Source organism: Amycolatopsis sp. NPDC051371 (assembly GCF_040682155.1).
Taxonomy (GTDB): Bacteria; Actinomycetota; Actinomycetes; order Mycobacteriales; family Pseudonocardiaceae; genus Amycolatopsis.
Genome location: NZ_JBFBAG010000039.1, coordinates 74,586 through 100,452 on the forward strand (window position 1 = coordinate 74,586; position 25,867 = coordinate 100,452).

At 70.9% G+C, this 25,867-nt stretch carries 30 protein-coding genes; 21 read left to right on the forward strand and 9 right to left on the reverse strand.

What is annotated here, in order from left to right:
* Window positions 1–3 precede the first annotated feature (3 nt).
* From AB0M59_RS37790 to AB0M59_RS37810, 5 genes are read left to right on the forward strand one after another with little or no spacing between them, the layout of a single operon-like run.
* Entirely contained in the window at window positions 4–1,290 is a 1,287-nt protein-coding gene (locus AB0M59_RS37790) for an extracellular solute-binding protein (RefSeq protein ID WP_364625026.1), read from the forward strand.
* On the forward strand, window positions 1,290–2,222 hold the full coding sequence (locus AB0M59_RS37795; protein WP_364625028.1) for a sugar ABC transporter permease: 933 nt from the start codon (window positions 1,290–1,292) through the stop codon (window positions 2,220–2,222). Before AB0M59_RS37790 ends, AB0M59_RS37795 begins: the two co-directional genes overlap by 1 nt.
* A gap of 9 nt (window positions 2,223–2,231) precedes the next feature.
* Window positions 2,232–3,116 carry a carbohydrate ABC transporter permease gene (locus tag AB0M59_RS37800; protein ID WP_364625030.1) on the forward strand — a complete coding sequence of 295 codons (885 nt, stop codon included), beginning with the start codon at window positions 2,232–2,234 and terminating at the stop codon, window positions 3,114–3,116.
* 16 nt (window positions 3,117–3,132) lie between these two features.
* A complete protein-coding gene (locus tag AB0M59_RS37805) occupies window positions 3,133–4,494 on the forward strand; it encodes a GH1 family beta-glucosidase (protein WP_364625032.1) in 1,362 nt (453 codons plus the stop codon).
* Between the two features lie 43 nt (window positions 4,495–4,537).
* Window positions 4,538–4,882 carry an antibiotic biosynthesis monooxygenase gene (locus AB0M59_RS37810; protein ID WP_364625033.1) on the forward strand — a complete coding sequence of 115 codons (345 nt, stop codon included), beginning with the start codon at window positions 4,538–4,540 and terminating at the stop codon, window positions 4,880–4,882.
* Between the two features lie 35 nt (window positions 4,883–4,917).
* Here the strand turns inward: AB0M59_RS37810 and AB0M59_RS37815 are convergent, their stop codons facing one another.
* Complete coding sequence (locus tag AB0M59_RS37815; RefSeq protein WP_364625034.1) at window positions 4,918–6,714, reverse strand: AMP-dependent synthetase/ligase; 1,797 nt, start codon at window positions 6,712–6,714, stop codon at window positions 4,918–4,920.
* A 127-nt stretch (window positions 6,715–6,841) separates the two neighbouring features.
* On the opposite strand from AB0M59_RS37815, the gene AB0M59_RS37820 reads away from it, so the two are divergent.
* The 7 genes from AB0M59_RS37820 to AB0M59_RS37850 all read left to right on the forward strand — a co-directional run bounded on the left by AB0M59_RS37820 (window position 6,842) and on the right by AB0M59_RS37850 (window position 11,960).
* The gene (locus tag AB0M59_RS37820; protein WP_364625036.1) at window positions 6,842–7,252 is read left to right on the forward strand and encodes a polyketide cyclase / dehydrase and lipid transport; all 411 of its coding nucleotides are present in this window, start codon (window positions 6,842–6,844) and stop codon (window positions 7,250–7,252) included.
* A 12-nt stretch (window positions 7,253–7,264) separates the two neighbouring features.
* The gene (locus AB0M59_RS37825; RefSeq protein WP_364625038.1) at window positions 7,265–8,059 is read left to right on the forward strand and encodes a metallophosphoesterase; all 795 of its coding nucleotides are present in this window, start codon (window positions 7,265–7,267) and stop codon (window positions 8,057–8,059) included.
* A 27-nt stretch (window positions 8,060–8,086) separates the two neighbouring features.
* The gene (locus tag AB0M59_RS37830; RefSeq protein WP_086678751.1) at window positions 8,087–8,521 is read left to right on the forward strand and encodes an SRPBCC family protein; all 435 of its coding nucleotides are present in this window, start codon (window positions 8,087–8,089) and stop codon (window positions 8,519–8,521) included.
* A 4-nt stretch (window positions 8,522–8,525) separates the two neighbouring features.
* Entirely contained in the window at window positions 8,526–9,659 is a 1,134-nt protein-coding gene (locus tag AB0M59_RS37835) for an ArsA family ATPase (RefSeq protein ID WP_364625040.1), read from the forward strand.
* The gene (locus AB0M59_RS37840) at window positions 9,656–10,060 is read left to right on the forward strand and encodes a hypothetical protein (protein WP_364625042.1); all 405 of its coding nucleotides are present in this window, start codon (window positions 9,656–9,658) and stop codon (window positions 10,058–10,060) included. Before AB0M59_RS37835 ends, AB0M59_RS37840 begins: the two co-directional genes overlap by 4 nt.
* Window positions 10,061–10,075: 15 nt before the next feature.
* Window positions 10,076–11,014: an ROK family protein gene (locus AB0M59_RS37845; protein WP_086678753.1), complete on the forward strand. Its 939-nt coding sequence runs from the start codon at window positions 10,076–10,078 to the stop codon at window positions 11,012–11,014.
* A gap of 103 nt (window positions 11,015–11,117) precedes the next feature.
* Window positions 11,118–11,960 (forward strand): NUDIX domain-containing protein, encoded by an 843-nt coding sequence (locus AB0M59_RS37850; RefSeq protein WP_364625044.1) that lies wholly within the window; start codon window positions 11,118–11,120, stop codon window positions 11,958–11,960.
* Here the strand turns inward: AB0M59_RS37850 and AB0M59_RS37855 are convergent.
* From AB0M59_RS37855 to AB0M59_RS37865, 3 genes are read right to left on the reverse strand one after another with little or no spacing between them, the layout of a single operon-like run.
* Window positions 11,957–13,096, reverse strand: coding sequence for a glutamate--cysteine ligase (locus tag AB0M59_RS37855; RefSeq protein ID WP_364625046.1), 1,140 nt, complete (start codon window positions 13,094–13,096; stop codon window positions 11,957–11,959). The two genes, AB0M59_RS37850 and AB0M59_RS37855, sit on opposite strands and share 4 nt — an antisense overlap.
* 10 nt (window positions 13,097–13,106) lie before the next feature.
* The gene (locus tag AB0M59_RS37860; protein WP_364625048.1) at window positions 13,107–13,652 is read right to left on the reverse strand and encodes a hypothetical protein; all 546 of its coding nucleotides are present in this window, start codon (window positions 13,650–13,652) and stop codon (window positions 13,107–13,109) included.
* Entirely contained in the window at window positions 13,649–14,416 is a 768-nt protein-coding gene (locus tag AB0M59_RS37865; RefSeq protein ID WP_364625050.1) for an alpha/beta fold hydrolase, read from the reverse strand. The genes AB0M59_RS37860 and AB0M59_RS37865 overlap by 4 nt, the downstream gene beginning before the upstream one ends.
* Window positions 14,417–14,625: 209 nt before the next feature.
* On the opposite strand from AB0M59_RS37865, the gene AB0M59_RS37870 reads away from it, so the two are divergent.
* A complete protein-coding gene (locus AB0M59_RS37870) occupies window positions 14,626–15,387 on the forward strand; it encodes a lysophospholipid acyltransferase family protein (RefSeq protein WP_364625052.1) in 762 nt (253 codons plus the stop codon).
* A 17-nt stretch (window positions 15,388–15,404) separates the two neighbouring features.
* The gene (locus tag AB0M59_RS37875; protein WP_364625054.1) at window positions 15,405–15,893 is read left to right on the forward strand and encodes a polyadenylate-specific 3'-exoribonuclease AS; all 489 of its coding nucleotides are present in this window, start codon (window positions 15,405–15,407) and stop codon (window positions 15,891–15,893) included.
* 3 nt (window positions 15,894–15,896) lie between these two features.
* Here the strand turns inward: AB0M59_RS37875 and AB0M59_RS37880 are convergent, their stop codons facing one another.
* Window positions 15,897–16,361: an Lrp/AsnC family transcriptional regulator gene (locus tag AB0M59_RS37880; protein ID WP_364625056.1), complete on the reverse strand. Its 465-nt coding sequence runs from the start codon at window positions 16,359–16,361 to the stop codon at window positions 15,897–15,899.
* Window positions 16,362–16,470: 109 nt separating this feature from the next.
* On the opposite strand from AB0M59_RS37880, the gene AB0M59_RS37885 reads away from it, so the two are divergent.
* Both AB0M59_RS37885 and AB0M59_RS37890 read left to right on the forward strand, forming a co-directional pair.
* Window positions 16,471–17,346: a DMT family transporter gene (locus AB0M59_RS37885; RefSeq protein ID WP_364625058.1), complete on the forward strand. Its 876-nt coding sequence runs from the start codon at window positions 16,471–16,473 to the stop codon at window positions 17,344–17,346.
* On the forward strand, window positions 17,346–17,753 hold the full coding sequence (locus AB0M59_RS37890; protein ID WP_364625060.1) for a DUF2000 domain-containing protein: 408 nt from the start codon (window positions 17,346–17,348) through the stop codon (window positions 17,751–17,753). The genes AB0M59_RS37885 and AB0M59_RS37890 overlap by 1 nt, the downstream gene beginning before the upstream one ends.
* A gap of 64 nt (window positions 17,754–17,817) precedes the next feature.
* Here the strand turns inward: AB0M59_RS37890 and AB0M59_RS37895 are convergent, their stop codons facing one another.
* Window positions 17,818–18,900, reverse strand: a complete 1,083-nt coding sequence (locus AB0M59_RS37895) for a 3-deoxy-7-phosphoheptulonate synthase (protein WP_364625062.1) — start codon at window positions 18,898–18,900, stop codon at window positions 17,818–17,820.
* 286 nt (window positions 18,901–19,186) lie between these two features.
* Here AB0M59_RS37895 and AB0M59_RS37900 point away from each other — a divergent pair, with 286 nt between their 5' ends.
* A complete protein-coding gene (locus tag AB0M59_RS37900; protein WP_364625064.1) occupies window positions 19,187–20,212 on the forward strand; it encodes a 6-phosphofructokinase in 1,026 nt (341 codons plus the stop codon).
* A gap of 53 nt (window positions 20,213–20,265) precedes the next feature.
* Here the strand turns inward: AB0M59_RS37900 and AB0M59_RS37905 are convergent, their stop codons facing one another.
* Window positions 20,266–20,760, reverse strand: a complete 495-nt coding sequence (locus AB0M59_RS37905; protein ID WP_364625066.1) for a group II truncated hemoglobin — start codon at window positions 20,758–20,760, stop codon at window positions 20,266–20,268.
* A 67-nt stretch (window positions 20,761–20,827) separates the two neighbouring features.
* Between AB0M59_RS37905 and AB0M59_RS37910 the strand changes: the two genes are divergently transcribed.
* On the forward strand, window positions 20,828–21,175 hold the full coding sequence (locus AB0M59_RS37910; RefSeq protein ID WP_364625068.1) for a helix-turn-helix domain-containing protein: 348 nt from the start codon (window positions 20,828–20,830) through the stop codon (window positions 21,173–21,175).
* Between the two features lie 98 nt (window positions 21,176–21,273).
* Here AB0M59_RS37910 and AB0M59_RS37915 read toward each other — a convergent pair whose 3' ends face one another.
* Window positions 21,274–21,582 (reverse strand): metalloregulator ArsR/SmtB family transcription factor, encoded by a 309-nt coding sequence (locus AB0M59_RS37915; RefSeq protein ID WP_364625098.1) that lies wholly within the window; start codon window positions 21,580–21,582, stop codon window positions 21,274–21,276.
* A gap of 168 nt (window positions 21,583–21,750) precedes the next feature.
* Here AB0M59_RS37915 and AB0M59_RS37920 point away from each other — a divergent pair, with 168 nt between their 5' ends.
* The gene (locus AB0M59_RS37920; protein ID WP_364625070.1) at window positions 21,751–22,965 is read left to right on the forward strand and encodes a glycoside hydrolase family 18 protein; all 1,215 of its coding nucleotides are present in this window, start codon (window positions 21,751–21,753) and stop codon (window positions 22,963–22,965) included.
* 48 nt (window positions 22,966–23,013) lie between these two features.
* On the opposite strand, the gene AB0M59_RS37925 is transcribed toward AB0M59_RS37920, so the two are convergent.
* The gene (locus AB0M59_RS37925; protein ID WP_364625072.1) at window positions 23,014–23,406 is read right to left on the reverse strand and encodes a DUF1801 domain-containing protein; all 393 of its coding nucleotides are present in this window, start codon (window positions 23,404–23,406) and stop codon (window positions 23,014–23,016) included.
* Between the two features lie 63 nt (window positions 23,407–23,469).
* On the opposite strand from AB0M59_RS37925, the gene AB0M59_RS37930 reads away from it, so the two are divergent.
* Both AB0M59_RS37930 and pyk read left to right on the forward strand, forming a co-directional pair.
* A complete protein-coding gene (locus AB0M59_RS37930) occupies window positions 23,470–24,135 on the forward strand; it encodes a DUF2461 domain-containing protein (protein ID WP_364625074.1) in 666 nt (221 codons plus the stop codon).
* Between the two features lie 281 nt (window positions 24,136–24,416).
* The gene (gene pyk, locus AB0M59_RS37935; protein ID WP_364625076.1) at window positions 24,417–25,841 is read left to right on the forward strand and encodes a pyruvate kinase; all 1,425 of its coding nucleotides are present in this window, start codon (window positions 24,417–24,419) and stop codon (window positions 25,839–25,841) included.
* Window positions 25,842–25,867: the final 26 nt, after the last annotated feature.

Below are 25,867 nucleotides of genomic sequence, written 5' to 3' on the forward strand. Positions count from 1 at the left end.
CTCATGCGCCCGAAAACGACAACCCGCCGGTTCCGCCTGATCGCCGGCGCGGTGTGCGCCGGCCTGGCCGCGGTCACCGCGTTGAGCGCCTGCGGCAGCAGTGACGCCGGCGGCGGCGGGAAGGTCAAGCTCAGCCTCGGCCTCTTCGGCAACTTCGGCTACACCGACCTGATCAAGGAGTACCAGGCCGCGCACCCGGACATCGAGATCACCGAGCGGACCGCGGCCTACTCCGACCACCACAAGAACCTCGCCGCGCACCTGGCCACCGGCGGTGGCGCCGCGGACATCGAAGCGATCGACACCGGGTACGTCGCCCAGTTCAAGGCGACGCCGGACAAGTTCGTCGACCTCAACACCGTCGGCGGCGACAAGCTCAAGGACCGCTGGCTGGGCTGGAAGTGGTCGGCGTCGCTGGCCAAGGGCGGGCAGCAGATCGGCTACGGCACCGACGTCGGCGGCCTGGCCATCTGCTACCGCCGCGACCTGTTCGAGCAGGCCCAGCTGCCCGCCGACCGCGACGCCGTCTCCGCGCTCTGGCCCACCTGGCAGGCGTTCTTCGACGCGGGCAAGCGCTTCCAGGCCAAGGCGCCGAACGGTGTCAAGTGGATGGACGGCGGCCCGACCGTGCTCAACGCGATCTTCGGCCAGGCCCCGGTCGGCTACTACGACCAGAGCGACCAGCTCGTCGTCGGCAGCAACCCGGCGCTGCGCACCGGCTGGGACCAGGTCGTCGACGCCGTCAAGGCGAACCTCTCCGCCGGCCTGCTCTACAGCACGCCGACCTGGAACACCGGCTTCACCCAGGGCCAGTTCGCCACCGTCACCTGCCCCGCCTGGATGATGACCAAGATCAAGGACCAGGCGCCGGACACCGCGGGCAAGTGGGACGTCGCGGCCGTGCCTGGCGGGGGCGGCAACTGGGGCGGCTCGTACCTGACCGTGCCCAAGCAGGGCAAGCACACCAAGGAAGCCGCCGACCTCGCCGCGTGGCTGACCGCGCCCGAGCAGCAGGCGAAGGTCTTCACCAGCCAGGGCCTGCTGCCCTCGACGCCGTCGCTCTACGACGACCCGAAGATCACCGGCTACACCAACCCGTTCTTCAACAACGCGCCGGTCGGCAAGCTCTTCACCGACGCCGCGAAGAAGCTGAACCCGCAGTACCAGGGCCCGAAGGCGGGCGACGTCCAGACGGAGTTCGGCAACGCGATGCAGCGCGTCGAGCAGGGCAAGCAGGACGGCGCGGCGGCCTGGCAGCAGCTGGTCGGTGACGTCGCGAAGATCAAGTGATGGGTTCGGCAAAAACGCTGAGCTTCGCCGATCGGCGGCACAAGTGGGACGTCAAGCTGTCGCCGTTCGGCTTCATCAGCCCGTACTTCCTGATCTTCGGCGTCTTCGGGCTGTTCCCGCTGCTCTACACGGCTTTCGTGTCCTTGCAGAAGCGCAACCTGCTCGACGCCGAGGGCGCGACGTTCATCGGGTTCGGCAACTACGAGCAGCTGCTGTTCCACGACCCGTACTTCTGGAACTCGATGGGGAACACGGTCAGCCTGTGGCTGCTGACCACGATCCCGCAGATCCTGTTCGCGCTGGGCATCGCGCACCTGCTCAACCGCAGGCTGCGCGGGCGGACGATGTTCCGGATGGGCATGATCCTGCCGAACATCACCTCGGTGGCGGCGGTGACGATCATCTTCGCGCAGCTCTTCGGCCGCGACTTCGGGCTGGTGAACTGGGTGCTGAGCTGGTTCGGCGGCGGGCACGTCGACTGGCAGGCCGGCACGGCCAGCTCGCACACCGCCATCGCGGCGATGGTGGTGTGGCGCTGGACCGGCTACCACGCGCTGATCTTCCTGGCGTCGATGCAGGCGATCCCCTCGACCATGTACGAGGCGGCCACCCTCGACGGCGCGAAGGGGTGGCAGCAGTTCTGGCGGATCACGGTGCCATTGCTGCGGCCGCAGATCATCTTCTCGACGGTCATCGCGACGACCGGGAACATGCGGCTGCTCGCCGAGCCGCTGCTGTTCAACCCCGGCACGGCGGCGGCCACCGGCGGCTCGGACCGGCAGTTCCAGACCGCCGCGCTCTACCTCTACGAGCAGGGTTTCACCAAGTACGACTTCGGCTACAGCTCGGCGATCGCGCTGATCCTGGCCGTGGCCACGATGCTCGTCGCGGGCGTGTCGTACCTGGTGACCCGGCGCATCCAAACGGACTGAGGAGCCGACATGACCACCGTGCTGACCCCGGCCGCGCCCGCGCCGCCGGCGGCCCCCGGGCGGGCCCGGCGCCTCGTGCGCCGGGTCGCGAGCCCGTGGACCTACGCCGCGCTGATCGCGATCCTGGCCGGCTCGGCGTTCCCCGTGTACTGGTCGTTCGTCGTCTCCTCGCAGACGTCGGAAGCGGTCGGCAGCGTGCCGCCGGTCCTCGTGCCCGGCGGGCACCTGTTCGAGAACATCGCCCGTGTCTTCGACGAGACGGACTTCGCGCTGGCGCTCGGGAACTCGATGATCGTCGCGGGCACGATCACCGTGTCCGTGGTGCTGTTCTCGACGCTGGCCGGGTTCGCCTTCGCCAAGCTGAAGTTCCGCGGCCGGACCCTGCTGCTGCTCCTCGTGGTCGCCACCCAGGCGATCCCGACCGAGCTGGGCGTCGTGCCGCTCTACATGATGATGGCCGACTTCGGCTGGGCCGGGCAGCTGCAGGCGGTGATCGTGCCCGGCCTGGTCACCGCGTTCGGCGTCTTCTTCATGCGCCAGTACTTCGAACGGGCGCTGCCGCTGGAGCTGCTCGAAGCCGGGCGGATGGACGGCTGCAACTCGCTGCGGCTGTTCTGGCACGTCGCGCTGCCGGCCGCCCGCCCGGCCGCGGCGGTGCTCGGGCTGTTCACGTTCATGCAGGCGTGGAACGACTTCTTCTGGCCGCTGGTCGTGCTGGTGCCGGAGAACCCGACCGTCCAGACCGCACTGTCCACCCTGGCCAGTGGCTACACCACCGACTACACCCTCGTGCTCACCGCCGCCACCATCGGCACCGTCCCCGTCCTCCTCGTGTTCCTGCTGTTCGGCCGCCAGATCGTCGGCGGCATCATGCAGGGCGCGCTCAAGGGCTGACCTCCCGGAGATCACCGTGACCACCAGTTTCCCGCCCGGCTTCCGCTGGGGCGTCGCCACCTCGGCGTTCCAGATCGAGGGGGCCACCACCGCGGACGGCCGCGGACCGTCCATCTGGGACACCTTCGCGGCGGTCCCCGGCGCGGTGGCCGGGGGTGACACCGGCGAGCCGGCGGCGGACCACTACCACCGCTGGCACGCCGACCTCGGCCTGCTGAGCGACCTCGGCGTCGACTCCTACCGCTTTTCGGTGTCCTGGCCGCGGATCCAGCCGGACGGCCGGCGCGCCGAACGCCGGGGCCTCGACTTCTACCGGCGGCTGGTGGAAGCACTGCGGGAGCGGGAGATCGAGCCGTTCCTGACGCTGTACCACTGGGACCTGCCGCAGGCACTGGAAGACGACGGCGGCTGGCGGTCGCGCGACACCGCCTTGCGCTTCGCCGAGTACGCGGCGCTGGTGCACGAGGAGCTCGGCGACGTCGTCGACCACTGGACGACGCTGAACGAGCCGTACCCGTGCGCGGTCGCGGGGTACGGCGAAGGACGGCACGCGCCGGGCGTGCGGGAGGGCCACGGCGCGCTGGCCGCCGCCCACCACCTGCTGCTCGGCCACGGCCTGGCGGTGCGGGCGATGCGCGCGCAGGCGCCGCCGCAGCACCAGTTCGGGATCGTGCTCAACCAGTCGCCCGCGGTGCCGGTGACGGACTCGGCCGCGGACGCCGCGGCGGCGGCCCGCCAGGACACGCTGCTGCGGCGCCAGTTCACCGACCCGTTGTTCGGCGGCCGGTACGCGCCGGGCCTGGCGGCGATGTTCGACGGCGTCTCGGACTTCTCGTTCCGGCACGACGGCGACCTGGAGACGATCGGCGTCCCCCTCGACTACCTGGGCGTCAACTACTACTACCGGATGCACGTCGCGGACGCGCCGCACCGCGAGCCGGACCCGGCCCGGCGGACCGTGGCCGACATCGGCGTGGACACGACGCGCCTGCCGGACGTCCCGCGCACGGGCATGGGCTGGCCGGTCGAGCCGGAAGGCCTCACCGAAGCGCTGGTCGGCCTGCACAACCGCTACCCGGGCCTGCCGCCGATGTACGTCACCGAAAACGGCTGCGTGTACGCCGACCGGAGCGATCTCGCCGACTACGAGCGCATCTCGTTCTTGAGCGAGCACATCGAGGCGGCGCGCACGGCCGCGGCGGCGGGTGTCGACCTGCGGGGGTACTTCTGCTGGTCGCTGCTGGACAACTTCGAGTGGGCGCACGGCTACAAGCACCGTTTCGGCCTGGTGCACGTGGACTACGCGACGCAGGAGCGCACCCCCCGGGCGAGCTACCGCTGGTACCGCGACCACATCGCGGCGCTGCGCACCCCGTGAGAAACCGGTGGCCCGCCGGGGCGGCCCTCTCTACGGTGGCGCCATGAGCGATCACCCGGAAGCGCCCGTCGGGGCCTTCGAACCGCCGTACTACCTGGCGGTCTTCACCACGGTGCGAACCCCGGAGCAGAGCGGCTACCGCGAGACGAACGCCCGCATGGAAGAGCTGGTGAAGGAGGTCCCCGGGTACCTGGGGATGGACCACGCGCAGACCCCCGGCGGGCTGGGCATCACCGTCGGGTACTTCCGCGACGGCGACGCGCTGAGGGAGTGGCGGACCAACGCAGAACACCGCGCGGCACAGCAGCGCGGGCGGGCCGAGTGGTACGAGAGCTACACGTTGCACGTGGCGAAGGTCGAGCGCAGCCACGGGTTCACGCGCGCGTGAGGCGAAGGGGCCGCCGTGGCCCCTTCGCCCCGTCGCTACTTCTTGTAGAGGCTTTCGATGTCGTTCGCGTAGTTCTTCGTCACCACGTTGCGCTTCAGCTTCAGGCTCGGCGTGATCTCGCCGCCCTGCTCGGTGAAGTCGTTGGCCAGCACCGTGAACTTCTTGATCGCCTCGGCCTTCGACACCTGCTTGTTCGCCTCGTCGACCGCGGCCTGGATCTCCGCGAGCAGGTCGGCGTCGGTGGCCAGGTCCGCGACCGTGGCCGCGGAAGGCTTGTTGTGCTGGGACTTCCAGGACGGGAAGTACTCCTCGTCCACGGTGACCAGCGCGGCGATGAACGGGCGCTGGTCGCCGACCACCATGGCCTGGCTCACCAGGGGGGCCGCCTTGATGGTGTCCTCGAGGCCGGACGGGGCGACGTTCTTGCCGCCCGCCGTGACGATGATCTCCTTCTTGCGGCCGGTGATCTTGAGGAAGCCCTCGGAGTCCAGCTCGCCCAGGTCACCGGTGTGGAACCAGCCGTCGGTGAGGGACTCGGCCGTCGCCTGCGGGTTGTTGTAGTACGCCTGGAACACGACGTCGCCCTTGAGCATGACCTCGCCGTCGTCGGCGATGCGGACCGACGTGCCGTTGACCGGCTTGCCGACCGTGCCGACGCGGAACGCCGTCTGCGTGTTGACGTTCGCCGCCGCGGACGTCTCGGTCAGGCCGTAGCCCTCGAACACCGGGACGCCGATGCCGCGGAAGAAGTGCGCCAGCCGCGCGCCGAGCGGGGCACCGCCCGACACCGCCGCGACGCAGCGGCCGCCGAGGGCCGCGCGCAGCTTGCCGTAGACGAGCTTGTCGAAGACCAGGTGCTTGAGCTTGAGCCCGACCCCGGCACCGCCCTTGTCCTGCGCCTCGCTGTAGGCGACCGCGGTGGCCTCGGCGGCGTCGAAGATCTTGCCCTTGCCGTCGCCGTGGGCCTTCTGCTTCGCCGAGTTGTAGACCTTCTCGAACACACGCGGCACCGCGACGACGAACGTCGGCCGGAACGTGCCCAGGTCGGCGACCAGGTTCTTGACGTCCGGGGTGTGCCCGAGGGTGACGCGGGCGGACAGCGCGGTCACGGCGATCGCGCGGGCCAGCACGTGCGCCAACGGCAGGAACACCAGCAGCGAGTTGCCCTGCTCCATGAGCTGCGGGAACGCCTCGATGTCGGCGCGGATCTCGGCCAGCAGGTTGCGGTGGGTCAGTTCGACGCCCTTGGGGCGGCCGGTGGTGCCCGAGGTGTAGACGATCGTGGCGAGCTCGCCCGCGCTCACCTCGCGGCGGCGCTCGTGCAGCTCGTCGTCCGAAAGCTCGGCGCCCATCGCGGCCAGCGTCTCGACGGCGGGGGTGTCGCCGTCGAACTGCCACGTGTGGTCGAGGTCGGTGAGCCGGTCGCGGATCTCTTCGACCGCACCGGCGTGGCCGGCCGTCTCGACGAACACGGCCTTCGCGGCCGAGTCGGAGAGGATCCAGTACACCTGCTCGGGGGAGGAGGTGTCGTAGATCGGGACCGTGACCGCGCCCGCGGCCCAGATCGCGAAGTCGACCAGCGTCCACTCGTAGCGGGTCTTGGACATGATGGCGACGCGGTCGCCGCGGCCGATCCCGGCCTTGGCCATGCCCTTGGCCACCGCCAGCACCTGACCGGCGAACTCCTTGGCCGTGACGTCCAGCCAGGTTCCGTCGACCTGGCGGCGGAAGCTCACCACGTCCGAGAACCGCTCGGCGTTCGCCCAGACGACATCGGACATGTTCTCGTCGTCGGCCACCGGCTTGCCGGCGGGAGCGCTGTATTCGCGCACGTGGACCTCCGTGTTCAACGCGTGCGGCAGGCGACACCGCTGTTACCCGCCAGTCAACTTAGCGTGGTGAGCACCTTAAGACCATGCTGATCGGCGTCGCACGGCGAGGGCGTGACATTCTTCGCACGTGAACGCGCCACCCTCACTCGACATCGTCGACGAGACGTTCCTCGCCGTTCCGCCGGCCACCGTGGCCGCGGTCTTCGCCGAACCGGCGTCCTGGCGGCGCTACTGGCCCGACCTGGTCCTCGAGGTCTACACCGACCGGGGAGACAAGGGTCTGCGCTGGACCGTGCGGGGCGCGCTCGTCGGTACGATGGAGGTCTGGCTCGAGCCGGTGCTCGACGGCACCCTGCTGCACTACTTCCTGCGGGCGACCCCCGCCGACGCGGCCGGGACGCCCCGGGAGCTGGGGCCACGCGACCTGCGCCGGGAGTTCGACCGGCGGGCGCGCGCGGCGAAGGTGATCGCGCTCGGGCTCAAGGAGATCCTGGAGGACGGGCGCGAGCCCGGCGTTCCTCCGCGCGGCGAAAGCTAGAGGGGGCCAGGGGTGCGGGTACACGTCGTCTCGGACGTGCACGGCAACGCGGACGCGCTGAAGCGGGCGGGGGACGGGGCCGACGCGCTGGTCGTGCTCGGCGACCTGCTGGACTTCGTCGACTACCGGGAGCACGAAAAGGGCATCATGGGTGCCCTGTTCGGTGCGGAAAAGGTGGGCGAGTTCGCCCGCCTGCGCCGCGAGGGCACCCGTGACGAAACCGTTGCCTTCTCGCGCACGCTGTGGGCGAGCCTCGACGACCCTGCCGGCGCCGTCGACGAGGCCATCCGCACCCAGTACGCGGCGCTCTTCGCGGCGATGACCGCGCCCACCTACGCCACCCCCGGCAACGTCGACACCCCGGCGCTGTGGCCCGAGTTCGCCGGCGAGGGCATCCGGGTGCTCGACGGCGAGGTCGCCGAGATCGGCGGCCTGCGGTTCGGGTTCGTCGGCGGCGCGCTGCTTCCCGACGGCGTCGTCCCGCGCCGCCGCAAGGGTGCCGCCTGGCGCCCCTACCTGCGGGATCGCGAGGACTACGACCGCAGCGTGGCCGCGCTGACCGAGGTCGACGTCCTCTGCACGCACGGCCCCCCTGCCCTGCCGGAGCTGACCTACGACGTCGTCGCGCGCCGCAGCGAGATCGGCTCGACGGCGCTGCTGGAGCTGATCCACGCCCAGCGGCCGCGCTGGTCGGTGTTCGGGCACGTGCACCAGCCGCTGGCGCCCCGCGCCCGGGTCGGCCTGACCGAGTGCCGTAACGTCGGTCACTTCAAGGAGACCGGGCAGCCGTACGTGCTGCGCTGGTGACCGACCGCGGCGGCTACGCTTCGTCCCATGGCCGAGCAGTCCACACAGTCCATCGAGGTCGACGCCGAGCCCAGCCGGGTGATGGCCGTGATCGCCGACTTCCCCGCGTACCCGGAATGGGCCAAGGCCGTCCGGCAGACCGAGGTCCTCGACACCGACGGTGACGGGCGGGCCAAGCAGGTCAAGCTCACCCTCGACGCGGGCCCGATCAAGGACGTCTACACCCTCGAGTACGACTGGGACGGCGACGGCCTCGGCGTCAGCTGGCACCTGGTCAAGGGCCAGATGCAGAAGGCGCAGAACGGCCGGTACGCGCTGGAGGACCTCGGCGGCCGGACCCGGGTCACCTACACGCTTTCGGTGGAACTGGCGCTGCCGATGATCGGCCTGCTGCGCCGCAAGGCCGAGAAGATGGTCATGGACACCGCGCTGAAGGAGCTCAAGAAGCGGGCCGAGGGGTAGCCGCGTGCGGATCCTGCTGTTCACCGGCAAGGGGGGTGTCGGGAAGACCACGCTGGCCGCGGCCACCGGCGCCGCCCTGGCCGGTCGCGGCAGGAAGACGCTCGTCGTGTCCACCGACCCGGCGCACTCGCTCGGCGACGCCTTCGGGCACACGCTCGGCGCCGAACCGTCCGAAGTGGACGCGCTGCTCTCGGCCGTCCAGATCGACTCGCGGACGCTGGTGGACACCACCTGGCACCTGCTGCGGGCCGAGCTGCAGACGGCCCTGTCCGGCGCGGGGCTCGACACCTTGGACGCCGAAGAGCTGACGGTCCTGCCCGGCGTCGACGAGCTGCTCGCCCTCACCGAGGTCCGCCGGCTCGCCGAAGACGGGCCGTGGGAGACCATCGTCGTCGACTGCGGGCCGACGGCCGAGACGTTGCGGCTGCTCGCCCTGCCCGAAGCCGTCTCCGGTTATCTGACCCGTGCGTTCGGCCGCCGTGGCCGGGTCACCGAGTCGGTGCGCCGCCTCGGCACCCACCTCGACGGCCTGCGCGCGCTGCTGACCGAGCCGTCGGTGACCACGGTCCGGCTGGTGCTGACGCCGGAGCGGGTCGTCGTCGCCGAAGCGCGGCGCACGCTCAGCTCCCTCGCCCTGCGCGGGATCGCCGTCGACGGCCTGATCGCCAACCGGCTGATGCCCGCGCCCGGGTTCTGGCGCGGCGGCGCCGCGTCGTGGCTGCGCACCCGCCGGACGCAGCAGGACGCCGTGCTGGCCGAACTCTCCGGCGCCGGGTTCACGGCGGTGTCCCGCGTCGAGCACCGGGCCGTCGAACCGGTCGGGCTGCCCGCGCTGCTGGAGATCGCCGCCGAGCTCTACCGCGACGGCGACCCGCTGGACGGCGACGGCACCCCGGTCACCCCGCTGCTGCGGGTCCGCCCGGCGCCGGACGGGTACACGCTGCGCATCGCGATCCCGCTCACCCGGGACGCCGAGGTCGACCTCGCCCGCGTCGACGACGACCTGGCGATCACCGTGGACGGCTTCCGCAGGCTCATCGCCCTGCCGGAGTCGCTGCGGCCGTGCCGGATCACCGGCGCGGAATCCGACGCCGACGGCCTGCTCGTGAGCCTGGCCGGGAACCGGGGACGCGGGTGAGCGAAGAGGACGAGGCGGCCGGACCGCGGCTCGCGGAGGAGCTCCGCCTGCTCGTGGAGATGGTCGTGGAGAAGGCCGCGCCGTGGCTGGAGGACGTCGTCGCCGCCGGGCACGGGGACCCTGACCAGGCGAAACCCGACGGTTCGACGTGCGGCTGGTGTCCGCTGTGTGCGATCGTCGCCGTTGTGCGTGGGGAACGTCCCGAGTTCGCGGCCCGCCTGCTGGAACAGCTGGCGCAGCTCGTGGCGTTGCTCCGAGCGGTGCTCGCGGATCGCTGGGAACCGGAGGAGGGCGTGCACATGCCCGGGTTCCGGCCCGCGCCGCGGCCAACGGCGGATGCCTCCGCGTCGGTGCGGGTGCAGCACATCGCCGTCCGCCGGCGCGACGAGTGGGAGAGCTGAGTGCGGACGATAGGGGTGGACGTCGGCGGGACGAGCGTCCGGGCCGGCGTGGTGGACGAGCGCGGCTCCCTGCTCGACACGGCACGCGTCGCGACGCCGAGCGAGGAGGGCGCCCTCGAGGACGCCATCTCCGGGGTGATCGAGGACCTGCGCAACCGGCACGAGGTGGCGGGCGTCGGCCTGGCCGTGGCCGGGTTCGTGGCGCGCGACCGCCGGTCGGTGATGTTCGCGCCGCACCTGGCGTGGCGCGGCGCGCCGGTCGCGGACCGGATCGAGAAACGCGTCGGCCTGCCGGTGCTGCTGGAGCACGACGTCAACGCGGCGATGGTGGGCGAGCACCGCTTCGGCGCGGCCCGCGGCGCCCACGTGGCGGCGCTGGTGGCGCTGGGCACGGGCATCGGCGCGGGCCTGCTGCTGGACGGCAAGCTGTTCCGCGGCGCGTACGGCGTGGCGCCGGAGCTGGGCCACCTGACGGTGGTCCGCGGCGGGCGGCCGTGCCCGTGCGGCAAGTACGGCTGCTGGGAGCGCTACTGCAGCGGAACGGCCCTGGCGGCGACGGCGGTGGAGCTGCTGGCCCGCCACCCGGGCCGCTCGACGGTGCTGGCCCCGCAGGTCGCGGGCGACCCGGGCTCGGTGACGGGCCGCCGGGTGGCCGGCGCGGCCCGCGACGGCGACCCGATCGCGCAGCTGGCGATGGCCGAGCTGGCGAAGTGGCTGGGCGAGGGTCTGGCGCTGGTGGCGGACGTGTTCGACCCGGAGATCATCGTGATCGGCGGGGGAGTGTCGGAGTCGGCACCCCTGTTCCTGGACGAGGCCCGCGAGCACTACGCGGGCGCGATCACCGGGGCCCGGCACCGCCCGTTGGCGAGGATCCGCACGGCCCACCTGGGCGACGACACGGCGATCGTCGGCGCGGCGGCGTTGGCGTTGGAAGCGGCCAAGACCCCGGTCTGACTCACTCCTCCGGGAAGCTCGCGGCCGGACAGCGCCTCGGTCAAGAATCTGGGCTTGAGCTGATCGAACCGGGTCATGGCCGGGAGTGTGACAGGCTGGCCGGGTGAGTGCCCCGTCCGCGAGCGTCTTCGTCAAGTGTTCCTGCGGGCACCTGCACTGGGGCCGCTACGGCGCCGCCGGCCTGCTGCTCGTCGACCCCGCGCGCGGCGTCCTCCTGCAGCGCCGGGCCTGGTGGGTGCACCACGGCCGCACCTGGGCATTACCCGGCGGTGCCATCGAAGCCGGCGAAACCGCGGTAACCGCCGCCGCCCGCGAAGCGTTCGAAGAGGCCTCCATCCCCGCCGAGGCCTTCCGCGCGGTGTCGGCCTCCGTGGTGGACCATGGGGAGTGGAGCTACACGACCGTCCTCGCGCTGGCCGACGGCGCCGAGGCGCGGGTCGCCAACACCGAAAGTGCGGAGGTGCGCTGGGTGAACCCCGACGACGTCCCCGAGTACCGGCTGCACCGCGACTTCGCCGCTGCCTGGCCGGACCTGCGCGACCGCGTCGGGCGGGAGCTGGTGCTCGTCGTCGACGCCGCCAACGTCGTCGGCTCGCGGCCGGACGGCTGGTGGCGCGACCGGCACGGCGCCGCCGAGCGCCTGCGCGACCAGCTCGTGAAGCTCGCCGAAGCCGGCGTGCCGGACCCGGACGACGCGGCGGTCACCTGGTGGCCGCGCATCATCCTGGTCGTCGAAGGCAAGGCGAAGCACGTCACGGGAACGGAAAGCGTCGAGGTCGTCGCCGCCGACACCGACGGCGACTCGAAGATCGTCGAGGTCGTCGGGCAGCAGAAGGCGAAGGTCCTGGTGGCGACGGCCGACCGTGAGCTGAAAAGGCGCGTCGAAGCCCTCGGTGCGTCGATCCTCGGCCCGGGCACGCTCCGCACCCAGCTCGACAAGCTTTAGCCCTTCACGATGCCGTCGCGCATTTCGGCGACCAGCGACGCCATCACGGCCTTGAGGCTGCCCTTGTGCGCCTCCGCCACCGCGCGCTGCCGCCGGTAGCTCGGCCCGTGGCGCAGGGTCGTCTCGACGTCGCGCAGCTCGGCGACGCAGTCCAGGCGCCGCGCCACCGGCTCCAGCCGGTCCAGCAGGTCGGCGATGTCGTCGGTGACCAGCCGTTCGCGCCCGGCCGCGTCCAGGATGACGATCGCGTCCGTGCCGTAGCGGGCCGCGCGCCACTTGTTCTCCTGGACGTGCCACGGCGGCAGCGTCGGCAGGATTTCGCCGTCGTCGAGGCGCTCGCTGAAGTCGTCGACCAGGCACTGCGTCAGCGCCGAGATCGCGCCGACCTCCTCCAGCGTCGGGAGACCGTCGCAGACGCGCATCTCGATCGTGCCCAGGTGCGGCGCCGGCCGGATGTCCCAGCGGATCTCCGAGAAGTGGTCGATCACGCCGGTGGTGAACATGTCCTCGACGTAGCTCTCCAGCTCGGCCCACTTCCGGAACTGGAACGGCAGCCCGGCCGTCGGCAGCTGCTGGAACATCAGCGCCCGGTTCGACGCGTACCCGGTGTCCTCGGCGCCCCAGTACGGCGACGACGCCGAGAGCGCCTGCAGGTGCGGCGCGTAGTTCAGCAGCGCGTCGAGGATCGGCAGCACCTTGTCGCGGTGGTCGACCCCGACGTGGACGTGCACGCCGTAGATCAGCATCTGCCGGCCCCACCACTGGGTCCGGTCGATCAGCTTGGCGTACCGCTCCTTGTCGGTGACCTTCTGCTGGTACCAGTTCGAGAACGGGTGCGTCCCGGCCGAGAACATCTCGACGCCGAGCGGGTCGGCGACGCCGTGCAGGACGTCGAGCGACCCGGCCAGGTCCGCCTTGACCTCGGCGATCGTCTCGCAGACGCCGGTGATGACCTCGATGGTGTTGAGCAGCAGCTCCTGCTTGATCTTCGGGTGCTCGGCCCGCCCGTCGGGGCGGACCGCCTCGAGGATCCGCTCGGCCACCGAGGACAGCTCGCCGCTGCGCCGGTCGACCAGGCCGAGCTCCCACTCCGCGCCGACGGTCGATCGCCGCGAAGGGCTGAACTCGATGGTCATCGCGCCTGGGTCAGACCTGGGCGCCGGTGCTGGGGTCGGCGCCGGGCGGCGGGCCCTGCCGGACGCGCAGCAGCAGCAACGCGATCGACGTCGCGAGCGCGAGGATGCCCAGCGGCGTCGCCACCGTCGGGCCCACGCCGATCGCACCGGGCAGGATCAGCAGGAACAGCCCGGCCAGGAACAGCAGCAGGATGAGGAACGCGCCCATCTTCGGCCGCGGCAGCGGCGGCGGCTCCGGCGGGACGTAGTGCTCGTCGTCGCCGGCCGGGTCGTCGGAGAACATCGTCGCGTCCCACGACGTGCCCCCGGACCGCCAGCCCGGCTCCGGCGGGGTGTCCACGGCCGGCGGATCGGCGGGCCGGTCCGGCGCCCGGCGCGACTCGGTCTCCGCGCCGGCCCCGGACCCCGCGGTGCCGGCGCTCCCGGCCTTGTCGGCGGTGTCGGCGGCGTCGGCGGTGTCTTCCTCGGGGAGCCCGAACCCGTCGGCCCGCAGGTCGGCGACGATCTCGGCGAACGTCGCGTCGACGTCCTCCGGCCCGTCCTTCCCCCGGCTCATGCGGTCTCCTCAGGCTGTGCGGCGTGCGCCTTCGCGAACTCGACGCTACGCGTGAAGATGACTTCGGCGTCGTTGTCCTGCGTCGCGACGTGGTAGCTGTTCTCCAGTACGACCTCGGTGACGTCGGTGCTCGAGACCCCCCGCAGCACCAGCTGCGAGTTCACCGGCTCGACGACGTGGTCGACCGACGAGTGCAGCAGCAGCACCGGCTGCGTGACCTTGCCCAGGTCCGCGCGCACGATCGCCCACAGCTTCGCCAGGCTCGCCGCGGCCCGCACCGGCGTGCGCGGGTAGGCCAGCTCCGTCTCGCCCGGCTTCTTGATGTCGTTCGCGATCGCCGGCACCGACGGCATGATCCGGCCCAGCACCGGCAGCAGCTTCGTGTCCCACTTCAGCCGCGTCACCGACGGGTTGACCAGCACGATCCCGGCGATCCGGTCGCCGAACTCCTCGGCCAGGCGCAGGGTGAGCGTGCCGCCCATCGAGAGGCCGCCGACGAACACGGTCTTGCACGTCGACAGCAGCGCGAGCAGGGCTTCACGGACGGCGCCGTACCAGTCCTCCCACGTCGTGCGGTTGAGGTCCGGCCAGCGGGTGCCGTGCCCCGGCAGCAGCGGGCAGCGCACGGTGAACCCGGCCCCGGCCAGGTGGTCACCCCAGGCCCGCATGCTCGCCGGGGTACCGGTGAACCCGTGGCAGAGCAGGAACCCGGTCTCGGCCGAACCGGTGTGGCCGAACGGTTCCGCGCCGGCGAGCACGCCCATGCGATCGCCTTCCGTGTGAGCGGTGGATTCGTCCATGCTCTCACGGCTCGCGGACGTTGTGGGGCTCCGCCCGGGCCCGGAATTCCCTGTGAGATCGATCGCTGCCGAGTGGTAACCGGGTGGTCTCCGTTGTGCGGCGGCCACCGGGCTTCGTAGTCTGGTCGGCGCGGGTGACAGGGGTTGAGCTGCGATGGAGGACTGAGGCACCGGTGCTGTACTGGCTCATGAAGTGGGTATTCATCGGACCGCTGCTCAAGACGCTGTGGCCGACCAAGGTCGTCGGCGCGGAGAACATCCCCGAGACCGGCGGCGCGATCCTGGCCGGCAACCACCTGGCCGTCGCGGACTCGTTCTTCATGCCGCTGCGCGTCAAGCGCAAGGTGACGTTCCCGGCCAAGTCCGAGTACTTCACCGAGCCCGGCTTGAAGGGCCTGCTCAAGAAGTGGTTCTTCACCGGCGTCGGCCAGTTCCCGATCGACCGCTCCGGCGGCAACGCCGCCCAGGCCGCGCTCGACACGGCGACCCGCCTGGTCAAGGCCGGCCACCTGCTCGGCATCTACCCCGAGGGCACCCGCTCCCCGGACGGCCGGCTGTACAAGGGCAAGACCGGCGTCGCCCGGATCGCCCTGGAGTCCGGCGGCGTCGTCGTTCCGGTGGCGATGATCGGCACGGACAAGGTCAACCCGATCGGCTCCAAGATGTGGTGGCCGCGCCGCCTCGAAGTCCGGTTCGGCAAGCCGCTGGACTTTTCCCGGTACGAGGGTCTCGCCGGTGACCGCTTCATCGAGCGGTCCATCACCGACGAGATCATGTACGCGCTGATGGAGCTGTCCGGCCAGGAGTACGTCGACATCTACGCGGCGAAGGCGAAGGAACTGCTGGCCGCCGAGGCCGCCGGCGTGAAGCCGAAGGTGCCCGCCCAGCCGTCCGCCCAGGACGCCGCCCGGGTGCCCGAGAGCAAGGTCGGCTGACCCACTACTGTTCACCAGTGCGTTTTTTCTACGACACCGAATTCATCGAAGACGGCGTGACCATCGATCTGGTGTCCATCGGTGTCGTTGACGAACGGGGCCGCGAGTTCTACGCGGTTTCGACCGAGTTCGACCCTGCGAAGGCGGGCCAGTGGGTCCGGGACAACGTCCTGGACAAGCTGCCGTCGCCGGCCGACCGGGCGTGGCGCAGCCGCGAGAAGATCCGCGCCGACCTGCTGGAATTCTTCGGCAAGCCGCCGGGCGGGATCGAGCTGTGGGCGTGGTTCGCCGCGTACGACCACGTCGCGCTCGCCCAGCTGTGGGGCCCCATGCCGGCGTTGCCGCGGCAGCTGCCGCGCTTCACGCGCGACCTGCGTCAGCGGTGGGAGGACGCGGGCAAGCCGAAGCTCCCGTCGGCGCCCACCGACCAGCACGACGCCTTGGCGGACGCGAAGCACAACCTCGCGCGCTGGGAGATCATCGAGGAGTACTTCGGGCGCCGCTGACGCTCACGCGTCGGGCGCCACCGGCGTTAGCACGGTGCGGCGGAAGTGGTTGAAGATCACCGATGTCCGGACGTCGACGATCTCCTTGCGCTGGGTCAGCCGGTCGAGGACGAACCCGCTCAGGTGGTCGTTGTCGGCGACCGCGATGTGCAGCAGGAAGTCGTCGCTGCCGGACATCACGAACACCGACAGCACCTCGGGCAGCCCAGCCACGAAGGCGCGGAACGACTCGATCACCGCGCGGTCGGGCGGACGCAGCCGCACCGCCACCATCGCCTGCACCGGCCGGCCGATCTTCTTCAGGTCGACGTCGACGTGGTGCCCGCGCACGATCCCGCGCCGGGTCAGCTCCCGCACCCGTTCGAGGCACGTCGACTGCGCGATGTGCAGCTTGCGGGCGAGCTCCTTGTTGGTCTGCTTGGCGTCCTCCTGCAGCAGGGTCAGCAACGCCGAATCCAGTTCGTCCATCGAGGCTCCGATCCTCCCGCCGGTGAGCGTAATTCGGTGTTCTTCTCAGCCGGCCGAATCTAACACGACGTTCGTCGGGATCTCTCCGCTCGCTGTCTAGTCTCGCCGCATGATCACAGAAACGCGTGGCCACGCCCTTTCCGTGGCCGCCGTCCTGGCGGCCGCGCTGATCTGGAGCAGCTCGTTCGCGGTCACCAAGGTGGTGCTGGCGGAGATCCCGCCGATGACGCTCGGCGCGCTGCGGTTCGTCCTCGCCGCGGCCGTCCTCGGTTCGGTGGTGCACGCGGGTCGCCTTCCGCTGCCGTCCCCTCGGCACCGGCTGGGCATCGGGTTCGCCGGCCTGCTCGGGATCACGGCGTACTTCGCGCTGGAAAACGCGGGCGTCGACCTGGCCACGGCGTCCGACGCGACGCTGATCGTCGCCGCCTACCCGCTCATCACCCTGCTGCTGTCCGGCCGCGCCGCGTTCTCCCCGGTCCGGCTGATCGGCATGCTGGTGGCCATCGCCGGCGTCTGGCTGGTGGTGCGGGGGCAGACCGGCGGTGCCGGCGACCACCGGCTGTGGGGCGACCTGCTCATCCTCGCCGGCGGCTTCGCCTGGGCGGTCTTCAACCTCGTGGTGCGGCGGGACCGTTCCGGCGCATCGCCGATCGTGGTCACCTACTACCAGACGCTGGCGGGCGCGGGCGGTTTCGTCCTGCTCTCCCTGTCGGAGGCGGACCGCTGGAGCGTCCCTTCCGGCGGAACCCTGCTGCGGATCGGCTTCCTCGCGGGGTGCTGTTCGGTGGCGGCTTTCCTGCTGTACAACCACGGGCTGCGCGGCCTCGAACCGAGCGTCGCGGTCAACCTGCTCACCATCGTCCCCGTGGCGGGCCTCGGGTGGGCGGTGCTGCTGGCCGGCGAGACGGTGACTCTCTCGCAGCTGCTGGGCGGGGCGGTCGTCATCGCCGGTGTTTCTCTCGGCAGCAGGCGGAAGGACGCGTGATGGCGGGCAAGTGCGCGGTCGTGGTCGGCGCGGAACTGCCCGCGGGCTTGGCGGCCAACGCCGCGGGCGTCCTCGCGGTGACCCTCGGCCACCGGGTCGACGGCCTGGTCGGAGTCGACGTCGAGGACGCCGACGGCGTCGCCCATCCCGGGATCATCCACGTGCCGCTGCCGATCTTGACGGCCCCGCGCGAGGCGGTCGCCGCCATCGTCCGGGCGGCCGCCGAAGACGACGAGCTCTTCTTCGTCGCCTTCAGCGCGCTCGCCCAGAGCTGCCGGACCTACGAGGAGTACACGGCCAGGATGGCGGCCACGGCCACCGCCGACCTCGACAGCATCGGCGTCGCCCTGCACGGCCCGCGCAAGCGCGTCGACCGGCTGGTCGGGTCACTGCCGCTGCTGCGCTGAGCCCCGAAACTGTCGGGGGTCCCCGGTAATGTGAAAACCGGGGGACCCCCAGGCCGGGGACCTCTCAGCGGCGCGCGCGGACCGCGGAGGCCAGCTCGTCCAGCAGCGGGGCCGTGTCGTCCCACGCCATGCACGCGTCAGTGATCGACTGGCCGTACGTCAGCTTCTCCGAATGCCCCAGGTCGAGGTCCTGCCGGCCGGCCGCCAGGAAGCTCTCCATCATCAGCCCGGCGATCCCGCGCTCACCGTCGCCGATCCGGGTCGCCAGCTCGCGCACCACCCCGGCCTGCCGCACGTGGTCCTTGCCGCTGTTGCCGTGGCTCGCGTCGATGATGACGCGCTCCGGCAGCCCCGACTTCGCCAGCCGGGCCAGGGTGTCGGTCACCGTCGCGGCGTCGTAGTTCGAGCCGCCGTTGTGGCCGCGCAGGATCACGTGGCAGTCCGGGTTGCCCGACGTCGTCAGCAGCGCCGCCAGGCCGTCGGTGTTGATGCCCGGGAACACGTGGCTCGCCGCGGCCGCACGGGTCGCGTCGACCGCCACCTGGACGTCGCCCTCGGTCGAGTTCTTGATGCCCACCGGCATCGACAGCGCGCTGCACAGCTGGCGGTGCACCTGGCTCGCCGCGGTCCGCGCGCCGATCGACCCCCACGTCACGATGTCGGCGATGAACTGCGGCGTGATCGGGTCGAGGAACTCGCACCCGACCGGCAGGCCGAGCCCGGAGACGTCGAGCAGCAGCTTCCGCGCCATCCGCAGGCCCTTGTTGACGGCGAACGTGCCGTCGAGGTCCGGGTCGTTGATCAGGCCCTTCCAGCCCAGCGTGGTGCGCGGCTTCTCGAAGTACACGCGCATCACGATGTGCAGCTCGCCGCGCAGTTCTTCGGCCTTCGCGGCCAGCCGGCGGCCGTAGTCGAGGGCGGCTTCCGGGTCGTGCACCGAACACGGGCCGACGACCACGATCAGCCGGTCGTCCCGGCCTTCGAGGATGTCGACCGTCTCGGCGCGGCCCTGCCGCACGACTTTGGCGACGGCGGCGTCGACGGGATGGTCTTCGCGGAGCATCGCGGGCGAAATGAGCGGACTGATCGACGTGGTGCGCGCGGCGTCGAGGTCACCGATGGTGGCGGGTCCGGCGGAGAGCGTCATCGCGGGGGTGTTCCTTCCTGGTGGACACCGACCCGCGCGGGGGACCCTCGCCGAGCCGGTTCGAAATCCGGCTCGGGGGTGGAAGTCAGCGCAGGTTCACGCCGCCGTGCCCACCCGGGGCCGGCTTCGTAAACCAGTAATAGCGCTGCACGTGGTCAAGCTAGCACACACCGGAGCCGGACCGATCCGGCAGGTGGTACGGGCTGCACCGATCAAGATGTGAGCCGCTACTCTGGCGAGCGACGAAATGTGACTGTCATCTCCAGAGAACAGACGGAGGCTTCTCATGCGTGTCGGTGTGCTGACCGGCGGCGGCGACTGCCCGGGGCTCAACGCGGTGATCCGCGCGGTGGTGCGTAAGGGCATCGAGGTCCACGGCTGGGACTTCGTCGGCTTCCGCAACGGCTGGAACGGCCCGCTGACCGGGGACAGCCGTCCGCTCGGCCTCAACGACGTCGAGGACATCCTCACCCGCGGCGGCACCATCCTGCGGTCCTCGCGCACCAACCCGTACAAGGTCGAGGGTGGCGTCGAGAAGATCAAGCAGGTCCTGGCCGACCAGGGCGTCGACGCGCTGGTCGCGATCGGCGGCGAGGACACCCTCGGCGTCGCGAAGCGCCTGACCGACGACGGCATCGGCGTCGTGGGCGTGCCCAAGACGATCGACAACGACCTGGGCGCCACCGACTACACCTTCGGCTTCGACACCGCGGTCTCCATCGCGACCGAAGCGATCGACCGGCTGCACACCACCGCCGAGTCGCACCACCGCGCGCTGGTCGTCGAGGTCATGGGCCGCCACGCCGGCTGGATCGCGCTGCACTCCGGCCTCGCCGGCGGCGCGAGCGTGATCCTGGTGCCGGAGCGGCACTTCAACGTCGACCAGGTCGTCTCCTGGGTCGAGCGCCGCTTCGAGAAGGAGTTCGCGCCGATCATCGTCGTCGCCGAGGGCGCGCTGCCCGAGGGCGGCGAGGAGCGGCTGCTCACCGGCGAGAAGGACGCCTTCGGGCACGTCCGCCTCGGCGGCATCGGCACCTGGCTGGCCGACGAGATCGCCCACCGCACCGGCAAGGAGTCCCGCGCGGTGGTCCTGGGCCACGTCCAGCGCGGCGGCACCCCGACGGCCTACGACCGCGTGCTCGCGACGCGCTTCGGCCTGCACGCGGTGGACGCGGTGGCCGACGGCGACTTCGGCGTGATGGTGGCGCTGAAGGGCACGGACATCGTCCGCGTGAAGCTGTCCGAGGCGACGGCCGAGCTGAAGACGGTCCCGGTCGAGCGCTACCAGGAAGCCGAAGTCTTCTTCGGCTGAGTCTTTGCCCATGAGGGGCACCTTCATGGCTTTGGCGGCCATGAAGGTGCCCCTCATGGCTTTTCGGCCGCGGGTGGCTGCCAGGGCGGCATCGGCCAGTCCCAGTGCGGCACCGGTTCGTGGAGGTTCGGCTCGGCACCGGGCGCCGAAAACACGACGGCCAGCCGGCTGCCCCACTCGAGGTAGCCGGCGAAGGCGGCGCGGAACTCGGGGTCGGCGGGCAGGCCGGCTTCGTCGGCGGCGTCCAGCAGCAGGTTCACCCACCGGCGGCGCTGCGGTTCGGTGATGCCGCGGCCGAGGTGGCGGCCGACCATGTGGGCGTGGCCGCCGTGGCTCGCGGAGTAGGCGGCCGGCCCGCCGAAGACCTCGCCGAGCCAGACCGCGACGTGCTTAGGGTGGTCCGGGTCCATGCCGCGGAAGACGGGTTCGAGCAGCGGATCTTCCAGGACGTGGCCGTAGAAGATCGTCAGCAGCTTCACGAGGGCTTCGTGGCCGCCGGCCCAGTCGTAGAGGGTCGGGGTGGCGGGTGGGGTTTCTGGCACGATCACCCGGTCAGGCAACCAGTGGTGCTCCGGCCGGGCAACCACGTACTTTCCGGTGCGTAGGGAGAGCGGGATGAAGCGGTACCACTGCGCGGTGGAGCTGGCGGTCGACCTGATCGGCGGCAAGTGGAAGCCGGTGATCCTGGCGCACCTCAAGGAGGGCGCGCACCGCTACGGCGAGCTGCGGCGCCGGATGCCGGGGGTGAGCGAGAAGATGCTGACCCAGCAGCTGCGCGAGCTGGCCGCGGACGGGATCGTCCGGCGGATCGAGTTCGACGGCCGGGTGCCGCACGTGGAGTACCACCTGACGGAGGTGGGGGAGGAGCTCCGCCCGGCGCTGCAGGCGCTGTACGAGTGGGGCGAGCGCCGCGCGGCGGCCGCCGGAATCGAGTTCGAGCCGACTCCGGAGACCCAGACGTAAGCGCCCCAATGTGGCCTTGGTTGCGTTCAACGCACCGAAGGGGCCCTTGGGTGCGTTGAGCGCACCGAAGGCCACCTTGGGGCGCTCCGGTCACGCCGTCAGTGCGGGTCGGTTTCGTCCAGGCGCCGCTCCAGCGCGTCGAGCCGGTCCGACCAGAAGGCGCGATAAGGCGCCAGCCAGGCGTCCACTTCGGCCAACGGCTCCGGCCGCAGCGCGTAGCACCTTCGCTGGGCCGCCACCCGGACCGTCACGAGCCCGGCCTCCCGCAGCACCCGCAGGTGCTTGGACACCGCGGGCTGGCTGAGGGAAAGCTCGTCGACCAGCTCGCCCACCGACCGCTCGCCGTCGCGCAGCAGGTCCAGGATCGTGCGGCGGCGGGGCTCGGCCAGCACCTCGAACGTCTGCATCACCCGTGAAATGTGCTCCGCACGGCATATTCCTGTCAAGGCATGCGCGACCGGCCCACTGGGCCTCTTGGTCTGAACCATTGACCTAATGGTCTAGTCCACTTACGGTGGTGTGGTCCCCACCACTCCGGCACCGTCGCCGTGAGTAATTCTCCGGAGGGAGAAGGCATGTCCCGTTTCCGCAGGAAGAGCTTCTCGGCGCTGCTGACCGTGGCGGCCGCCGCGGGTCTCGTGGCCGGCGGGTTCACCGCCCCCGCCGCGACCGCGTCGACCGAAGCCTCCGTCGGCAAGGTCGTCGGCTACTTCACCGAATGGGGGGTCTACGACCGCAACTACCACGTCAAGAACGTCGAGACGTCGGGTTCGGCGAGCAAGCTGACCCACATCAACTACGCGTTCGGGAACGTGACGAACGGCGGCTGCGCGATCGGCGACGCCTACGCCGACTACCAGAAGACCTACGACTCCGCGGGCAGCGTCGACGGCGTCGCCGACACCTGGGACCAGCCCCTCGCCGGCAGCTTCAACCAGCTCAAGAAGCTCAAGGCCAAGCACCCGGGCCTGAAGGTCCTCTGGTCGTTCGGCGGCTGGACCTGGTCGGGCGGCTTCGGGCAGGCCGCGCAGAACCCCGCGGCGTTCGCGGACTCCTGCTACAACCTCGTCAACGACCCGCGCTGGGCCGGTGTTTTCGACGGCATCGACATCGACTGGGAGTACCCCAACTCCTGCGGCCTGAGCTGCGACACCAGCGGCGCGGCGGCGTACAAGAACCTGATGGGCGCCCTGCGCGCCAAGTTCGGCTCGAAGCTCGTCACCTCGGCGATCACCGCCGACGGCACCAGTGGCGGCAAGATCGACGCGGCCGACTACGGCGGCGCCGCCCAGTACGTCGACTGGTACAACGTGATGACCTACGACTACTTCGGCGCCTGGGCCGCGCAGGGCCCGACCGCCCCGCACTCGCCGCTGAACAGCTACTCGGGCATCCCGACCGCCGGCTTCTACTCGGACGCGGCCATCCAGAAGCTCAAGAGCAAGGGCGTCCCGTCGAGCAAGCTGTTGCTGGGCATCGGTTTCTACGGCCGCGGCTGGACCGGCGTCACGCAGGACGCCCCGGGCGGCACGGCGACCGGCCCGGCGCCCGGCAAGTACGAGCAGGGCATCGAGGACTACAAGGTGCTCAAGACGTCGTGCCCGTCGACCGGCACGGTGGCCGGCACCGCGTACGCCAAGTGCGGCGGCAACTGGTGGAGCTACGACACCCCGTCGACCATCGCCGGCAAGGTCTCCTACGCCAAGCAGCAGGGCCTCGGCGGCGCGATGTTCTGGGAACTGTCCGGTGACACCACCAACGGCGAGCTGATCACGGCCGTCGCGAAGTAGGACTCCCGGTGCGGCCGGTCGTGCGCGGAACGCCGGCCGCACCGGGTTTCACACCGCTCCCGCGGGTGGCGTCTCCGCCGCGGCGCGCAGCAACTCGGCGAGCACCCCGGTGTCGACGTCCGACAGGCGTTCGAACCGGACGCAGCTCTTGCCGACCGACGCCCCGGTGAGCCGGTCGGCGAACAGCTCCGGCAGGTAGCGGTCGCCGGCCACGCACGAAACGTAGAGCGAGATGTACTTCTTGCGGCTCGCCAGCGACACGGTCGCCGCATCGCCCTCCCGGCCCGACGCGTACCGGTAGTGGTAGCGGCCGTAGCCGGGCATGCCGAACTCCATCGTCGGCGCCAGGTCCGGCGCCGACTCGCGGATCAGCGCGTGCAGCGCCCGCAGCTCGCGCTGCCGCGGTTCGGCGAGCGCCGCGAAGTACTCCTCGTGCGTCATGCCCGGGGACGCTACGCCGGGGGACCGACAATTCCGTCGGTGTGCGTGATTAGGGTCCTGTCCGTGAAGTTCAGCGGATTCGGCGAGTACGCCGTCGACTTCTACGACGGCCTCGTGGAAGACAACTCGAAGCCCTACTGGGACGACCACGTCGAGACGTACAAGACCGACGTCCGGGCCCCGATGGAGGCGCTGCTCGCCGAGCTGGCGCCGGAGTTCTCGGACGGTTTCGGCGAGCCCAAGGTGTTCCGCCCCTACCGCGACGTCCGCTTCGCCAAGGACAAGACGCCGTACAAGACCCACTGCGGCGCGGTGATCGAGCAGGGCCGCGGCGGCGGCGCGTACTACGTCGAGGTCGGCCCGGAGGGGCTGCGCGCCGGCGGTGGCTGCTTCTACCTGGCGTCCGACCAGATCGCGCGCTTCCGCACGGCCGTCGACACCGAGCTGCACGGCGAAGCGCTGCAGAAGATCCTGACCAAGCTCGAGCGCGCCGGCTGGGAAATCCGGGGCGACCGGCTGAAGTCGAAGCCGCGGGGCTTCGACGCCGAGCACCCCCGCCTCGACCTGCTGCGCTACCGCTCGGTGTACGCCGTCCGCGTCTGGGAGCCGGACGACGTCCTGCACGAGCGGGGCGCCCTCGAGCGGGTCCGGAAGGCCTGGCGGCAGCTGCGCGAGTTCAACGAATGGGCCCGTGACCGGGTCGGGCCCAGCGAGCAGCCGCGCCGCTAGCGCGCCTCGCAACGTCGCCCATGACTCATTCGCGGCGCCGGATGTCCCGAATGACTCATTCGCGACAGTCAGGCCCCCTACCAGACCCCTGCCGCGCAGACACTCGCGCTCGGCACCCGTTCGCCGGCGCGTCGATCGCCGACTTTGGCGCCGACCAGGGAAGCCCGCGTGATCGGCCGGGCCGCCCGCGTGACCTGACCCCGCAGGTTTCTGAACAGTTTCTCTGAACTTTTCGGGATCGGTACAGACGAACGGGCGGAGAGGGACTACGCTGTGCGAACGTGAGCCGACGCGCGAAGATCGTTTGTACCCTGGGCCCTGCCACCGCTACGCCGGAGAAGATGCGGGCCCTCGTCGACGCTGGCATGGACGTGGCCAGGATGAACTTCAGCCACGGCAGCCACGGCGACCACAAGGAGGTCTACGACCTCATCCGGAACGCGGCCGCCGAGAGCGGCCGGGCGGTCGGCATCCTCGCCGACCTGCAGGGCCCGAAGATCCGTCTCGGCACCTTCGCCGGTGGCCCGGTCGAGTGGCACAACGGCGACATCGTCCGGATCACCGTCGAGGACGTCGCCGGCACCCACGACCGCGTCTCGACCACCTACAAGGGCCTGGCGAAGGACGCCAAGCCCGGTGACCGCCTGCTCGTCGACGACGGCAAGGTCGGCCTGGTGGTCAAGGAGGTCGACGGCCAGGACGTGGTGTGCGAGGTCACCGAAGGCGGCCCGGTCAGCAACAACAAGGGCGTCTCGCTGCCCGGCATGGACGTCTCCGTGCCGGCGATGTCCGAGAAGGACATCGAAGACCTCGAGTTCGCCCTTGAGCTGGGCGTCGACTTCATCGCCCTGTCCTTCGTCCGCTCGCCGGCCGACATCGACCTGGTCCACCAGGTGATGGACCGCGTCGGCAAGGGCCGGCTGCCGGTCGTGGCGAAGATCGAGAAGCCCGAGGCGGTCTACAACCTCGAGGCCATCGTGCTGGCCTTCGACGCGGTGATGGTCGCCCGCGGCGACCTGGGCGTCGAGCTGCCGCTGGAGCAGGTCCCGCTGGTGCAGAAGCGCGCCATCCAGATCTGCCGCGAGAACGCGAAGCCGGTCATCGTCGCGACGCAGATGCTCGAGTCGATGATCAACAGCTCCCGGCCGACCCGCGCCGAGGCCTCCGACGTCGCGAACGCCGTCCTCGACGGCGCCGACGCGCTGATGCTGTCCGGCGAGACCAGTGTCGGCCGGTACGCGATCGAGGTCGTCCAGACGATGGGCCGGATCATCGAGGCGGTCGAGACCGACTCGCCGATCGTGCCGCCGCTGACGCACGTCCCGCGCACCAAGCGCGGCGTGATCTCCTACGCCGCCCGCGACATCGGCGAGCGGCTCAACGCGAAGGCGCTGGTCGCGTTCACCCAGTCCGGCGACACCGTGCGCCGCCTGGCCCGGCTGCACACGCGGCTGCCGCTGCTGGCGTTCACGCCGGAGGACTGCGTCCGCAGCCAGCTGTCGATGACCTGGGGCACCAACACCCACATCGTGCCGCGGGTGGACTCCACCGACCAGATGATCCAGCAGGTCGACCACTCGATGCTGGAGATGGGCAAGTACCAGAAGGGCGACCTGGTCGTCATCGTGGCCGGGTCCCCGCCGGGCACCGTCGGCTCGACGAACCTGATCCACGTGCACCGCCTCGGTGAAGACGACCACGCATAAGGGACGTCCTGCCCCCGCAGCACATA